Origin of the sequence: Streptomyces fodineus (assembly GCF_001735805.1) — a bacterium.
In the GTDB taxonomy this organism is placed as follows: domain Bacteria; phylum Actinomycetota; class Actinomycetes; order Streptomycetales; family Streptomycetaceae; genus Streptomyces; species Streptomyces fodineus.
The window spans coordinates 3,959,955-3,973,917 of sequence record NZ_CP017248.1; the positions used below are offsets into that span (position 1 = coordinate 3,959,955).

The window sequence follows — 13,963 nt, forward strand, 5'->3', positions numbered from 1 at the left end:
TTTCCACAGCCCCGCGGCGGGGTTGGCCAATTGTCGGCGGCGTCTGGTTCGCTTGAGGCATGGCGATTCTCTGGCTGCTCATGGCGCTGCTCATGCTGAGCTTCGTGCTGCTCTCGCTCATGCGGCGCAGGCGCGGGGTGATCGAGCAGGTTCCCCCGGGACACCCGGACGCCGCCGACCCGGCGGCCTACGGCTTCGTGCGCCAGGAGGAGCTGGACGTGCGTATGCCCGGCCCGGACCAGGACCTGCTGGACGTCCTGGAGTTGGTGCAGCGCACGCAGGAGTATCGAGCGGCCTCCCAGCTGCTGGCCGGCACCGAGGCCGAGGGCGAGCGGCGCTGGCAGCGGGTGCAGGCCTTCGCCGGTGCCGCCGCCCTGGAGCTGCAGCAGCGGCCCGGCGGGGTGCATGAGACACCGGGCGGCCAGTGGCTGCGGGTCTGGCGGGCCGAGCAGCCCAAGGACGCGGGCGGCGCCGCCGTCTACGCGGAGTTCCTGGTGCAGCAGGCCTGGCGGACGTCGACGCCGGGCACGGGCGACTTCCGGATCATCATGGAGGAGGCCCGGGACGCGTGCGCGCAGGCGGCCCTGCTGGCCCCCGGCGACCCGGTGCCGTACATCATCGAGCTGTCCGTCGCCCGCGGACTCGGCTATTCCCAGGCCGAGTTCGACCAGCTGTGGCTGAAGATCCTCGACCGCGCCCCGCACCACATGGGCGCACATCTGGCCGCGCTGAACTACTGGTGCGAGAAGTGGCACGGCTCGCGCGAGCAGGCGTACTCCTTCGCCGAGGCCGCCGCGGCCCGCGCCCCGCAGGGGTCCCTGCTCGCCGCGCTGCCGCTGTTCGCGGTCTTCGAGCACCTCCCCGAGGTGACCCTGGTGACCGGCTTCTACCAGAGCGAGGTCATCACCAGAGCAGTGCACGGCGCCCTGCACGCGGTGCACTCGGCCGGCCCCGACGACCCGGTGCTGGCGCACGTCCGCCATCTGCTGATCTTCTTCCTGGTCCGCGCGAAGCGCTGGCAGGAGGCCATGCACCAGTTGATACACGCCGACGGCCACGTGGGCGCGCTGCCGTGGACGCTCTCCGAGGACCCGGCAGCCGAGTTCGCCGTCTACCGCGCCCTGGCGGTGGCCGGCTACGAGGCCAACGGCGGCACCCCGGCCACGCTTCCGGGCTGAGCCCCGGCCGCCGCCCGTCCGGCGCCGCGCGCCATATCCCCCGCTGCCCGGCCACGCGGGCGCGCCGTATCTGCATTGCTCTCCTGACCTGCGGTAGGGCATACTCCGGCATCCCCCCCACACCGCACCACACGCACCACACGCACCAGTCGCACCGCACCGTCATGTCCTGTTTCTGAGGTCCTGTGGGGGGATCTGCCCGATGGGCGCAACTCTGCGCGCGCTGCGCGCTCTCGTTCTGCTGCTCGGTTTCTATCTGCTGAGCCTCGTGCTGCTCGCGGTGCTGCTCGGGCTCGATGTCGCCGCGTTCACATGGGGGCACGGTCCGGTGGCCGTGAAGATCGCCCTGGTGTCGGTGGTGCTGGCCGTTCCTGTCGTCCGCGGCATGTTCATGCTGCGCACACCCAGGGGTGAGGACGGCCCCGGCATCGCGGTCACGGAGGCCGACGAGCCCCGGCTGTGGGGGCTGGTGCGGGAGGTCGCGGTGGCGGCCGGTACCCGCGTCCCGGACCGGATTCTGCTCACCGGCGACGTCAACGCGTCCGTCAGCGAGGAGCCGCGACTGCTCGGCCTGCGCCCCGGCCCGCGCCGCCTGTTCCTCGGCGTGCCACTGCTGACCGGTCTGACCGAAGCCCAGCTGCGGGCCGTACTCGCCCATGAATACGGCCACTTCACCGGCGGCGACACCCGGCTGTCCGCGCTGGTCGTGCGCGGCCGGGTGCAACTGGCCCGGGTCATCGGGCAGTTCCACGCCCAGGCGGACGGCAAGGTGGCCGCCGAACGGGCCCGGCAGGAGCAGGCCGCCGCCAAGCGGATCGCCAAGGGGAAGAAGGCCAAGAAGGTCGACACCGCCGGCTCCGGGGCGACGTACCGGATGATGGCGGCGATCTACACCGCCTACGCCACGTTCTATCTGCGCCTCTCGCTCTCCACCGCGCGTGGCCAGGAGTTCGCCGCCGACCTGGCCGCCGCGCGGATCGCCGGACGCGACGCGACGGCGTCGGCGCTGCGCGAGATCCCGGTGCTGTCCGCCTCCCACGGCTTCTACCTCGACTCCTACGCCACCCTCGGTCTGCAGGCCCGGCTGCTGCCGCCGCGCGGCGAGTTCTTCGGCGGCTTCGGCAAGCTGCTGACGGCCCGTGAACTGGAACTGGTGCAACTCCGCTCGGAGCTGCCGGAAGAGCCGGCCTCGCCGTACGACTCGCATCCGCCGATCGCCGAACGGGTGCGCCGTATCGAGGCGCTGCCCGCGGACGGACGTACCGAGGAGGCCAAGGGCGCGGCGTTCGCCCTGCTCACCGACCCGGAGCGGACCCTGGCCGCGCTGGAGGACGCCGTCCTGACCGACGAGGTGCTCACCTTCCGGCGCACCACGGGCTGGGAGGAACTGCTGGAGGCCTCGATGGCCACGGGCCTGTCCTCGAGGCACACCCCGCTGCACCGGGCGCTGGCCGACTACACCGGGCAACCGCCGACCCTGGCCGCGCTGCTGGAGCTCGTCGACCAGGGCCGGCTGTGGCAGCTTGCCAAGCGGCTGCCGCTGTCGAAGGAGGCGGCGGCCGCGAAGGGGCGGGCGTTCCGGGAGTTCGTACGACCCGTGCTGGCCAGGTCGGTGCGGACGATGGTGCTGGCCGAGTTCAGCGCCCGTTCGCTGCTGCACTGGGAGTTCTCCTGGTCCCGTCCGGCCGCCGTACGACTGCCCGGCTGGGGCTCGCAGACGGCGCAGGACGACGGTCCCGAGGCCGAGCTGGACGCGGCGGTGGACGCGGCGCTCGCCGACCACCCCGACACCGCGCCCCTGCGGGCCCTGTTGCCACCGGCGACACAGAACGCCTGACACCGGCCGACTCGCCTCCGCCGCCGACGAACCACAAGCGAACCACAAACGCAGAACAACGCAAAACAGCGCAGAACAATGCAGAACAACGACGTACAACGCAGAGCAACGCAGACCGAAGAACGGATCGAAACCCGCCGATGACCGTCCTGCTGTGGATCCTGGGCATCCTGGCCCTCCCCGTCGTGCTCGCCGCCGTGTGGTTCACCGGCGCGTTCGTGAAGGAACTCTTCTCGCCGAGCCCGCCCGGCCCGGACTCGGCGGCACAGACCGCGGAGCGGCTCGGCCTGCTGCCCGCCGAGCGACAGGACACCGAGCACTCCGCGCCGCTGCCCGAGGAGTGGTCGGCCGCTCTCGCCGCGGTGCGCGGCGGTGACTGGCGGCCCGCCGCCGAACTCCTGCGGGCGATCGGCCGGGACTGGGAGCGCCGTTCGACGGTCGCCGGTCTGCTGGGCACGGCCGCGGCCGAGGAGGACGCCTGGCTGCTGGACTGGGAGGCGGCATGCCCCGGGGACCCGGACGCGGCTGTGGTCCGGGCGCGGAGCACGGTGTACCTGGCCTGGGAACTGCGGGGTTCGCTGCAGGCGGAGAACACCACGCGGGAGCAGTTCGACGGCTTCCATCGCACGCTCGCTGCCGCGCGTGAGGAGATCGCGCGGGCGGCGGCGCTCAACCCCGACGACCCGACGCCGTACATCACGGAGATATGGGTGGCCCTCGGACTCGGCTACCCGCATGCGGAGATGGAGAAGCTGTGGGCGGAGATCACCGCCCGTGCCCCGTACCACTACGGCGCCCACCAGGCGGCGCTGCAGTACTGGTGCGCGAAGTGGCGGGGGTCGAAGGAGCTGGCCTTCGGCTTCGCCGAACGCGCGGCGGCCGGGGCGCCGGCCGGCAGTCTGCTGACGGCGCTGCCGCTCATCGCGCACTTCGAGCACGACAGGTCGACCGATGTCGCGGCCGACGGCACACCCGAGATGGTGGCCCGGGTCGACGCGGGCCTCGCGGACGCGGCGGCCGCGGCAGCGGCGGACCCCGGCCGGCCGGGCCTCGCCCAGCTGCGCCATCTGCTGGCCTTCTATCTGCATCTGCAGGACCGGCACGAGGCGGCGCTGGAGCAGTTCAGGCTCGTCGACGGGTATGTGGACGCGCTGCCGTGGAGCTACCGGGGCGACGGGGCGGCGGCGTACTACTGCCGGGTCCGCAATGAGACGGCACAGGCGGTGGCGGCGGCGTCCTGACGACCGTGCCCGGACGCCCGCAACCGCCCGGGTCGCACATACGGGACCTGCCCGTGGACGAGACATGAATCGCGCCAAAGTCCCTGACACGGGAACCCTCGGCGTCGGCGGCTCTCCGGAAGACCACCGACAGACGGCTGATCATGGAGCAGACGGGCCGTGGGGACCGGCTGGGACGGCGCGACCAGCGGACCCGGATCGGAAGCGTATCGGAAGCGCGAAACCGGCTCGCACCCGGCGGATGTCGGGCAAGGTGACTCTCGCCACGCGTTGAACGAGCCACACCCCGGCTGTCCGCCGGGAGTTGCGAGGGCCCATGAACCACACCTATGAGCCGCCGAGTCTGATACCCGCCGTGGGGCAGGAACGGACGTACGCGCTGCTCATCGCAAGTGTCCCCCTTCTGCTGATCCTGCTGGTGGCGGTCGTGCCCCAGCTGGCCTCGGGCGACGGCAGCGCGCCCGCGGCCACCTCGCTGGACGGCCAGGGCGGCTACTCCTACACACCGCCGACGACGGACTCGCCGGCACCGGACCCCTCCACGGCGTACGGCACGGTCCCGTCGCTGCCCGCCGGCAGCGGTGACACCACGTACCCGACCCCGAACCCGCTGGACACGGAGGTCACGAACAGCCCGGAAAGCACGGGAAGTTCGGACAGTACGGCGAGCACGAACAGCGCCGCCGGTCCCGCCGACACCGTCAGCAGCTTCTTCAAGGCCATCAACGACCGCGACTACCAGACCGCCTGGGACCTGGGCGGCAAGAACCTCGACATGAACTACGACTCCTTCGTGTCGGGCTTCGCCACCACCGAGCGGGACGACTTCACCATCGGGTCCGTCGACGGCGACACGGTCTCCGTGAGCCTCACCGCCCGGCAGACCGACGGTACGGAGAGGTCGTACACCGGTCAGTACACCGTGGTCGACGGTGTCATCACCCACGCCTCGATGACCTCGGCCGGCTGAAGAGAGCGGAGAACAGAGCCATGGCAAGCGACATCCTTTCCGTTCCCGCTCCGCCGCCGGAATCGCGCGGGCCCCTCGCGGGCCGCCCGTCCGTGGACCCCGCCAGCGACGCCACCCGGCTGCTGTGCGCGGGCACCTATCTGGATCCGGTGTACCGCACCACCGTCATCCGCGAGTTGCTGACCCACCGCTTCCGGGTGGTGGCGCCGTCGTACGGGTACGACGCGGTGCCCGTGCTCGCGCACGCCCTGGCGGCCCGCCGGCTGCACCGCATCCGCCTCGCCCTGCTCGGGGCGGGCGGCGTCGTCACGTTCCTCCTCATGGCCGTCGGTGTGCTCGACGGCTTCGCCGCGCTGCTGCTGGTGCTGTGGATGCTGTGGGCCACCGCGTTTCTGCGGCGGGTCGTCACCCTCCAGCAGCTGTCGGCCCGGCTGGCCCGCCGCACCGGCGCGGACGGCCGCACGCGCGGGTTCGACGGCTCCTACCCCGAGCATCCCGAGCTGACGGCCCAGCTCATCGCCAAGATCGACCGGGAGCAGACCTCGGACAGCAGTCAGATCTGCTACGGCGGCTACAAGCCGTTCGTCGGCGCGGGCGACCAGGTGCGGCGCTGGTCCACCGCCGAGCTGCTGGTCGGCGCGCCGGTCAGCGCGTTCGACGGCCGGCAGGCGCCGGGCATGCACGGCTTGCCCGGCATGCCCACGGCATCCGGCGCGAACGGCCCGGAGCCGCGGCGCAAGGAGATCGTCCCCTTCACCGTCGAGGACATCACCGACTACGTGTCCGCCCGTATGACGTCCGAACTGCGCGACGAGGCCGACCGGTTGGCGCGGATCGAGGGGCTCGCCGTCGAGCGGAGCACCTTCACCACCGCCGTCACGACCCTGCACGGCGCGTTGACGGCGATCCCGGCGCAGAGCGTCGACCACTGGCAGGACGCCTACGGCTCGGGACGCGCATACCTGTGCATCCGGGTGGGTTCATGGAACCAGGAGCTGGTCACCACGGCGTTCGTGGGCTTCGACCTCAAGGGGAGCACCCTGCACACCGAGTTCTACTCGTATGTGCTGGGGCCGATCCGGGGGAGTTTCCATCTGGTGGACCGGCTCCCCGCGAGGCTGGACGGCCGGACCCTGCTCAAGGTCGCCTGGCACACCCTGCGGGCCACGCCCGAGGCCACGCTGCGGTCTCTGTTCTCCCGGGCGCCCTCGGCGCTGTCCGGACTGCTGCCGTGGAAGCGGAACCGGATCGAGCTGCCGAAGCCGGTCGACACCAGCGAGTTCGGTCTCGGCCGGTACGCGGACACCGTGGTGAACCGCGGGGCGCTCACCAGCATCCGGGAGCTGGCGTCCAGCGGCGTCTTCCACGTCTTCTTCCAGGAGACGGACACGATCAAGTACACGCAGATCGTGGAGCGTCAACTCCTGCACGTCATCCGTGACTTCCTGCAGGAGCACAACGTGGACCTGGCGGAGCACGAGGCCCGCCAGACGAACATCCTCAACTACGGCAGCAACAACAACTTCGTGAACGGCAACAACAACACCACCAACTCGGGCACGCAGAATCACTTCAACGGCTCCGACGGCGGTTGAGGGGCGGGAGCGGCATGACGGACACCTCCACGGGCACGGGCGGCAACAGCAGCAACTACGGGAGGCGCAACGACTTCGGCAGCAACAACAACTTCGTCACCGGCAACAACAACAGCACCAACTCGGGCACGCAGAACTTCTACGGCGACGCCCCGGCCGGCCCGCATGCGCGCCGCGGGGACGACGACCGCCCCGGGCCCTCCCCGGACCGCAGCCGCAACGTCTTCGTCGTGCACGGGCGGGACGAGGAGGTGCGGACGAAGATGTTCGGTCTGCTGCGCCGGCTCGATCTGCGCCCGCTCGAATGGGAGGACCTGGTCAGAGCCACCGGGAAGACGGCGCCCTTCCTCGGCGAGGTCGTCGCGAAGGCCCCGGAGCAGGCCCAGGCGGCCCTCGTGCTGCTCACCCCGGACGACATCGTGCAGCTGCACCCGGAACTGCGGGGTGCGAACGAGCCGTCGTACGAGACCCAGCCGACCGGGCAGCCCCGGCCGAACGTGCTGATCGAACTGGGCATGGTCCTGATGGCCTACCCGGAGCGCACGCTGATGGTGGAGGTCGGTGAGCTGCGCGCGATCGCCGACCTCGCGGGCCGGAACGTCATCCGGTTCGACGGCTCGGAGGCCGCCCTGAGCAAGATCGTGCAGCGGCTGAAGCTGGCCGGCTGCACGGTCGACGACACCGGCTCCGAATGGCGCCAGACCTGGCCGTACAGCCATCTGTCGGCGTACGGCCGCACCGGGCGGACGGTTCCGCCGGCTCACTGAGACCGCGGTACGGGCCCAGTGACCGAACGGCCACGCTCCGGGGGAGGGCCCGTACCGCTCCACACCCCCTCGCACCTGCCGAGGGGGCCCCCATCGTCGGTCCTGGCGACCGGGGTCGCCCAGCGGTGCCCGCCAATCGGCGGCCGACCTGGAGATGCCCGCCGCCCGGCGTCAGACCCGACGGTGCCCGGCGCCTCGGCGTCGGACCCGGCCATGCCCACCGCCCGCCCTGGCACCTCTCCGCCGGTGACCGCCGCCCGGCACCAGCCCTGGAGATGCCCAGCACCCCCCGTCGCACCCGACGGCCGGTGACCGCCACCCGACGTCAGACGTGACCGTGCCCAGCGACGCGGTGTCAGAGCCGCGGCGCCCAGCGCCCGACGTCGTACCTGACCGCCGGTGCCCCCGGACCAGACCTGGAGATGCCCACCGCCCTCAGTCGCACCTGACGGCCGGCAACCGTCACCAGACGGCAGGCCCGGCGGCGCCCAGCGACCCGGCATCAGACCTGGCGATGCTCATCGCCCGGCGTCAGACCCGGCACCAGACCTGGAGACGCCCAGCACCCCCCGTCGCACCCGACGGCCGACAACCCGACGGTGCCCAGCGACCCGATGTCGGACCTGAAGATGCCCACCACCCGGTGTCAGACCTGGCGGCGGATGCCGGCTGCCAGGCCGGAGAGGAAGGCGCCGGTTTCCGGCAGGTCGATGCGCCGCAGTTCGCCGGGGCGGATCACCACGTGCAGCTCGCGGCAGACCATCCGCTCCCAGGAGTGGGCCACGAACGACAGCAGGATCAGCCGCAGCAGGCTGTCCTCGTCGAGGTCGTGCAGCCGGGCGAGGCCCGCGCCGGTCAGCGGCATCGTGACGCGTTCCAGCTGGCCGTGCCGGTGGACGGCGTCCCACAGCCGGTCCAGGCCGAGCCACAGCTCCTGGACCCCCGAGGAAGCCACGCAGTCGTTGCCCATCCGGCTGTAGGCCACGGCGAAGACGAGCTGCGGGCGGGTGCCGAGGACGGCGACGGTGCCGATCGGGTACCGGGCGCGCTTGCCGCGCGGCTTGTCCCGCGCGCTCTCCCGGGCCACGGGGGCCACCCCGTCCAGCGCGGCGGCCAGCTCCGCGTCCAGCCGACCCGCGTCCCCGGCGTAGCGGCGGGCGAGCAACTGCCCCTGGACGCTGTCGTCGTTGATGACGACACCGTCGTCGACCAGGGTGTCGAAGGTGTCCGGGAACCCCACCACCAGATGGCCGGGCTGCTCGAAGAGGTCGCCCTCCTCGACCACCACGGTCATGTGGGGGCGGGTGAACTCCTGCCGTACGGCGGCCTGCGGGCGCGCCCGGAGCAGCCCCCAGGCCAGGCACAGGGCCACGGAACCGGTCAGCACCGGCCCGGGCCGGGACAGGATCCGCGGGAAGAGCTGGCCGGCGAACTGCACGACGGCCGACACGCCGCCGAAGGCCGCCAGCACGTTGCCCAGGAACACCCGCCACCCGCGCCAGGACCGCGGCAGCCGGGACCGCACCGGACGCACCGACGGGTGAGGGGCGGTCAATCGCATGCTTGCCTCCAGGTCCTCTTGGTACGCTGGCGCCGCTGTTGACGGGGCGTCATGCGGCTAAGGGGGCGAGGCGCGTGCAGACCCGCACACCGTCCGTGCGTGTCAGCGTCCTGGGCCCGGTGCGGCTCGATGTGCACGGTGCTCCGGTCCGCCTCACCCCGCTGACCGCACGCCTGCTGCTCCGCCTCGTCGCCGCCGAGGGCGAGGCCGTGACCGCCCGCCGGCTGTACCGGGACGTCTGGCAGCAGACCGTGGAGCTGCCGCACCAGGGCCTGCGCAACCGCAACGAGGTGCAGAAACGGATCCTGGAGCTGCGGCGCGCGTTCGACCGCGCGGGGCCCGGCGAGGGCGCCCGGATCGTACGGACCGGTCAGCTGCCGACCGCGCGCGGCGCCGAGAGCACCTATCAACTCGACCTCACCGTCGATGAGTTGGACAGTACGGAGTTCACCCGTCTGGTGGGCGACGCGCTGCACGCGGCCCCGGCCTCGGCGGTCCGGCTGCTCGCGGAGGCCCTGCGGCTCTGGCGCGGCCGGCCACTGTCCGAGGTGGCAGGCGAGGAGTTCGCGACCGGGCCGGTACGGCGGCTCACCCAGCTCAGGGAGACCGCGCTGCGGGAACTGATCGCGGGACACACCGCGCTGGGCCGCTACGACCTCGCCCTCCCGGTGGCCGAACAGACGGCCCGGGAGCGGCCGGACGACCCCGAGGCCGCCGCCGTCGTCGCCCGGCTGAACGCACGGCTGCGCGAGCGGCACGGCGACGAGCTGCTGCGGCACACGCTGCGCGGGCTGCGGGTGGACGTCGTCGTGCTGCGCGGCGACCTGTTCGACCAGGAGGACGCCAACCTGGTCGTGGGGTTCTGCGACACCTTCGACACCTTCCCCGACGACGTCGTGATCAGCCGGGAGAGTGTGCAGGGCCAGTTGGTCGACCGGCTCTTCGAGGGCCGGCACCGGCTGCTCGACGAGAAACTGCGCCGTGGGCTGAAGGAGTTCACCCCGCTGGCCACGGAGAGCGTCCAGGCGAAGCGGCGCGGCCGGCGCACCCGCTATCCGGTCGGTACGGCCGTGCCGGTCCCGGTCGGCAACCGCCGGGTCTTCGCCCTCGCCTACTCCCGGCTGGCCAACGACCTGCGCGCCCGGTCGGCCCCGGCGGAGCTGCGGCTGAGCCTGGAACGCCTGTGGCCGGCGGTCGCCCGGCACGGCCTGTTCAAACCGGTGGCGATCCCCCTGATCGGCGCCGGCCTGTCCCGGATCGTTCAACTCGACCGTACCCAGCTGCTGCTGCTGATCGTCGAGACCTTCGCCGAGAGCCTGCGCCAGGACCCGGCCGTCTCCCCCGAGTTGCGCATCGTCATCCGCACCGACGAGCTGGAGCGGACCGATCTGTCGGCGGTCGAGGCGTATCTGCGCGGCGCGGACGAACGGGGGCTGCCCCTCCCGCCGACCACGGCCTGCTGACCTCTGCATACCACCCAGGAAAGATCGCCCGCCGCTTCCGCCGACAGCCACCACCCGCTTCCGGAACGCTTCCGGCCGCCCCGGCACCCCGGTTAATTCCGGCGACGCCCGCGCCCCGGCCCCGTACATTCGCCCCTCGCCGGACATGACGAAGACAAGGGGGACGCATGAAGGGGAGGGACGAGTTGAGCACGTTCCTGATCGGTGGCGGCTGGGACACGGCCGAGGTGTACGAGCCGTTCGTCCGCGCCGTCGGAGGGGACCGGCGCATCGGGTGCCTGATCGTCGACGAGGGGGACGGCCCGGCGCAGTTCGAGCGCTATGCCGAGGTGCTGCGTAAGGCGGGGCCGTGTACGCCCGTGCCGCTGCTCGTGCCGCTCGGCGCCCGGTTCGCGCCGGAGGAGGCGCTGGAGGGGACCGACGGACTGCTGGTGTGCGGTGGGCTGACGCCCGCCTACCAGGACGCCCTCGCCGGCTGTCTGGAGCGACTGCCGGCGCTGCTCGCCGGGCGCGGGATGCCGTACGCGGGCTTCTCCGCGGGTGCCGCCGTGGCCGCGCGGCGGGCCGTGGTGGGCGGATGGCTGGTGGACGGGGTGCCCGTGTGCCCGGAGGAGACCGGGGAGGACCTGGCGGAGGTCGAGGTACGGGCGGGGCTGGGGCTGGTGCCGTTCGCGGTGGACGTCCACGCCGCCCAGTGGGGGACGCTCGCACGGCTGGTCGCCGCGGTCGGGCGGGGCGCGGCGCCGTACGGGGTCGCCGTGGACGAGAACACCCTGCTCGAGGTGGCGTCCGGCCAGGTCCGGGTGGCGGGGCTGGGGCGCGCCCATGTCGTACGGCCGGACGGGGACGGGGGTGTGCGCGTGCGGTCCTACGGCGCCGGAGGGGGGTTCGACGTCGAGTAGGGGCCGAGGCACCCGTAGGCGCGCTCACCGCGCTGGCCGTCGGGCCGTACCCGCTGTGGCTGCCGGAACACGGCTCCCGAGGCGGGCCGACCGGCTGGCCGGCCACGGCCGACGACGACCGGCACCGGCACCCACCCGGCTCGGCGCAGCCGGGGCAACCGGCGCCCGCAGCCACGGCCACCCAGCCGGCCGACCAGCCGATCAGTCACCCCGCCGGCCGACCACCCGTCCCCCCGTCCCCCGTATCAGATGGTCGCCGTGTCGATCACGAACCGATAGCGCACGTCGCTCGACAGCACCCGCTCGTACGCCTCGTTGATCTCGGTGGCGCTGATCAGCTCGATCTCGGCGCCCAGGCGGTGCTCGGCGCAGAAGTCCAGCATCTCCTGGGTTTCGGCGATGCCGCCGATGCCGGAGCTGCTCAGGCTGCGGCGGTTGCCGGACAGGGACTGCAGGACGATCTGCACCGGCTCCTCGGGCAGGCCCACGTTGACCATGGTGCCGTCGGTGCGCAGCAGGGACAGGTAGGCGGCGAAGTCCAGCGGGGCCGAGACGGTGTTGAGGATCAGGTCGAAGGTGCCCGCCAGTTCCTCGAAGGTGTTCGGGTCGCCGGTGGCGTAGTAGTGGTCGGCGCCCAGCTTCAGGCCGTCGTCCTTCTTGCGCAGCGACTGGGAGAGCACGGTGACCTCCGCGCCGAGCGCGTGCGCGATCTTCACGCCCACGTGGCCGAGGCCGCCGAGCCCGACGACGGCGACCTTCTTGCCGGGGCCGGCGTTCCAGTGCTTGAGCGGCGAGTAGGTGGTGATGCCGGCGCAGAGCAGCGGGGCGGCCACGTCCAGGGAGAGGCCGTCGGGGATCCGGACGACGTAGTTCTCGTCGACGACGATCTCCTGCGCGTAGCCGCCGTAGGTGGGCCGGCCGTCCTTGCCGGTGTCGTTGTACGTCCAGGTCGGGCCGCCGCCCGTGCAGTACTGCTCCAGGCCCGCCGTGCAGTTCTCGCACTCGCGGCAGGAGTCGACCATGCAGCCGACGCCCACCCGGTCGCCGACGGCGAACCGCGTCACACCGGGGCCGACCTCGGCGACGACACCCGCGATCTCGTGGCCGGGAACCATCGGGAAGATGCCGGGGCGCCAGCCGTCCGTGGCCTGGTGGATGTCGGAGTGGCAGATACCGGCGAACTTGATGTCGATCAGGACGTCGTACTCGCCGACCGCGCGCCGCTCGATGGTCGTCCGCTCCAGCGGAGCCTTCGGTGCGGGCGCGGCGTAGGCAGCAACAGTGGTCATGCCGGGGTTCTCCTAGCGGGGGTCCTCGTGCCCGGCTGCCTTCCGCCGGGCACGAGGACCAGCCTGCCGTATGCCCCGGGGATCTCCCAGGTCACGGCTTTGCGTACGACTGCTGTGCCTACTACTGGCGGGGTCAGGCTGCTGTACGTACGACCAGGAATACTGGACGTATGGAGCGCAGGGACGGACAGGACGGACAGCCGCAGGCCGGGGCGGCCGTGGGCCACTCACTGGACCGGCGGGCCGAACTGAGCGAGTTCCTGCGCAGCCGGCGGGCCCGGCTGAAGCCGGAGGACGTGGGACTGCCGGACTTCGGACGGCACCGGCGGGTGCCGGGGCTGCGCCGCGAGGAGCTGGCGCAGCTGGCCGGGGTGTCGGTGGCGTACTACACCCGCCTCGAACAGGGCAACGGGCGGAACGTCTCGGCGGAGGTCCTGGACTCGATCGCCCGGGCGCTCAGGCTGTCGGACGCCGAGCACGCGCATCTGACCCATCTGGCCAAGCCGAAGTCGCACAAGAAGAAGCCGGCGGCGCGGCAGCAGCAGGTCCGGCTCGCGCTGCGGCAGCTGCTGGACACGATGGACGGCGTACCGGCGTACGTCGTCGGGCGCCGCTCGGAGATCCTGGCCTGGAACCGGATGGCGGCGGCCCTCTTCGGAGACTGGGCGGAACTGCCGGCGGCCGAGCGCAACTGGGCCCGGCTGGTGTTCCTGCGCCCGGAGTACCGGGAGCTGTTCCTCGACTGGGAGCAGAAGGCGATCGACATCGTCTGCGCCCTGCGCATGGACGCCGGCTGCTACCCGGACGACCCCCGTCTGTCGGCACTCGTCGGTGAACTCTCGGTCAAGAGCGAGGAGTTCCGCCGGCTGTGGGCCACGCACGACGTCAAGGAGAAGAACCACGGCGTCAAGCGCCTGCACCACCCGCTGGTGGGCGACCTGTCCCTGCACTACGAGTCGTTCCGCCTGACGGACGACAGTGACCAGTCCCTGCTCACCTACCACGCCGAACCGAACTCCCCGTCCGCCGACTCCCTGCGCCTGCTGGCGAGTTGGGGCACGGACGCGACGCGCACGGCGACGGGGAGTGCGGGGCCGGCACTCTAGCGAGGGCACAGTGAGGGGCACGCCCGGTGGCCGGTGTGCCCCTCGGCTGCGGAC

At 72.2% G+C, this 13,963-nt stretch carries 11 protein-coding genes; 9 read left to right on the forward strand and 2 right to left on the reverse strand.

Annotated features, from left to right (window positions below):
* The first annotated feature begins 59 nt into the window (after positions 1-59).
* From BFF78_RS16285 to BFF78_RS16310, 6 genes are all read left to right on the forward strand, one after another.
* Complete coding sequence (locus BFF78_RS16285) at positions 60-1,178, forward strand: hypothetical protein (protein WP_069779031.1); 1,119 nt, start codon at positions 60-62, stop codon at positions 1,176-1,178.
* 202 nt (positions 1,179-1,380) lie between these two features.
* A complete protein-coding gene (locus tag BFF78_RS16290; RefSeq protein WP_069779032.1) occupies positions 1,381-3,015 on the forward strand; it encodes a M48 family metalloprotease in 1,635 nt (544 codons plus the stop codon).
* 140 nt (positions 3,016-3,155) lie between these two features.
* Positions 3,156-4,256 (forward strand): hypothetical protein, encoded by a 1,101-nt coding sequence (locus BFF78_RS16295; protein ID WP_069779033.1) that lies wholly within the window; start codon positions 3,156-3,158, stop codon positions 4,254-4,256.
* 316 nt (positions 4,257-4,572) lie between these two features.
* The gene (locus tag BFF78_RS16300) at positions 4,573-5,226 is read left to right on the forward strand and encodes a hypothetical protein (RefSeq protein ID WP_069779034.1); all 654 of its coding nucleotides are present in this window, start codon (positions 4,573-4,575) and stop codon (positions 5,224-5,226) included.
* Between the two features lie 20 nt (positions 5,227-5,246).
* The gene (locus BFF78_RS16305) at positions 5,247-6,821 is read left to right on the forward strand and encodes a hypothetical protein (RefSeq protein WP_069779035.1); all 1,575 of its coding nucleotides are present in this window, start codon (positions 5,247-5,249) and stop codon (positions 6,819-6,821) included.
* 14 nt (positions 6,822-6,835) lie between these two features.
* Entirely contained in the window at positions 6,836-7,588 is a 753-nt protein-coding gene (locus BFF78_RS16310) for a TIR domain-containing protein (protein ID WP_069779036.1), read from the forward strand.
* 646 nt (positions 7,589-8,234) lie between these two features.
* Here BFF78_RS16310 and BFF78_RS16315 read toward each other — a convergent pair.
* Positions 8,235-9,149, reverse strand: coding sequence for a macro domain-containing protein (locus BFF78_RS16315; RefSeq protein ID WP_227025849.1), 915 nt, complete (start codon positions 9,147-9,149; stop codon positions 8,235-8,237).
* A 74-nt stretch (positions 9,150-9,223) separates the two neighbouring features.
* Here BFF78_RS16315 and BFF78_RS16320 point away from each other — a divergent pair, with 74 nt between their 5' ends.
* Together BFF78_RS16320 and BFF78_RS16325 are read left to right on the forward strand one after the other, a co-directional pair.
* Complete coding sequence (locus BFF78_RS16320) at positions 9,224-10,612, forward strand: macro domain-containing protein (protein ID WP_227025850.1); 1,389 nt, start codon at positions 9,224-9,226, stop codon at positions 10,610-10,612.
* A gap of 167 nt (positions 10,613-10,779) precedes the next feature.
* The gene (locus BFF78_RS16325; RefSeq protein WP_069779037.1) at positions 10,780-11,514 is read left to right on the forward strand and encodes a type 1 glutamine amidotransferase family protein; all 735 of its coding nucleotides are present in this window, start codon (positions 10,780-10,782) and stop codon (positions 11,512-11,514) included.
* A 245-nt stretch (positions 11,515-11,759) separates the two neighbouring features.
* Here BFF78_RS16325 and BFF78_RS16330 read toward each other — a convergent pair whose 3' ends face one another.
* Positions 11,760-12,803 (reverse strand): NAD(P)-dependent alcohol dehydrogenase, encoded by a 1,044-nt coding sequence (locus BFF78_RS16330; protein WP_069779038.1) that lies wholly within the window; start codon positions 12,801-12,803, stop codon positions 11,760-11,762.
* Between the two features lie 170 nt (positions 12,804-12,973).
* Here BFF78_RS16330 and BFF78_RS16335 point away from each other — a divergent pair, with 170 nt between their 5' ends.
* A complete protein-coding gene (locus BFF78_RS16335; protein ID WP_069779039.1) occupies positions 12,974-13,909 on the forward strand; it encodes an MmyB family transcriptional regulator in 936 nt (311 codons plus the stop codon).
* Positions 13,910-13,963: the final 54 nt, after the last annotated feature.

Bases quoted from the DNA above. Each gene is read 5' to 3' on its own strand.
- BFF78_RS16325 (WP_069779037.1), top strand. From the start codon at position 10,780: ATGAAGGGGAGGGACGAGTTGAGCACGTTCCTGATCGGTGGCGGCTGG.
- BFF78_RS16335 (WP_069779039.1), top strand. From the start codon at position 12,974: ATGGAGCGCAGGGACGGACAGGACGGACAGCCGCAGGCCGGGGCGGCC.
- BFF78_RS16295 (WP_069779033.1), top strand. From the start codon at position 3,156: ATGACCGTCCTGCTGTGGATCCTGGGCATCCTGGCCCTCCCCGTCGTG.
- BFF78_RS16290 (WP_069779032.1), top strand. From the start codon at position 1,381: ATGGGCGCAACTCTGCGCGCGCTGCGCGCTCTCGTTCTGCTGCTCGGT.
- BFF78_RS16305 (WP_069779035.1), top strand. From the start codon at position 5,247: ATGGCAAGCGACATCCTTTCCGTTCCCGCTCCGCCGCCGGAATCGCGC.
- BFF78_RS16330 (WP_069779038.1), bottom strand. From the start codon at position 12,803: ATGACCACTGTTGCTGCCTACGCCGCGCCCGCACCGAAGGCTCCGCTG.
- BFF78_RS16285 (WP_069779031.1), top strand. From the start codon at position 60: ATGGCGATTCTCTGGCTGCTCATGGCGCTGCTCATGCTGAGCTTCGTG.
- BFF78_RS16310 (WP_069779036.1), top strand. From the start codon at position 6,836: ATGACGGACACCTCCACGGGCACGGGCGGCAACAGCAGCAACTACGGG.
- BFF78_RS16315 (WP_227025849.1), bottom strand. From the start codon at position 9,149: ATGCGATTGACCGCCCCTCACCCGTCGGTGCGTCCGGTGCGGTCCCGG.
- BFF78_RS16300 (WP_069779034.1), top strand. From the start codon at position 4,573: ATGAACCACACCTATGAGCCGCCGAGTCTGATACCCGCCGTGGGGCAG.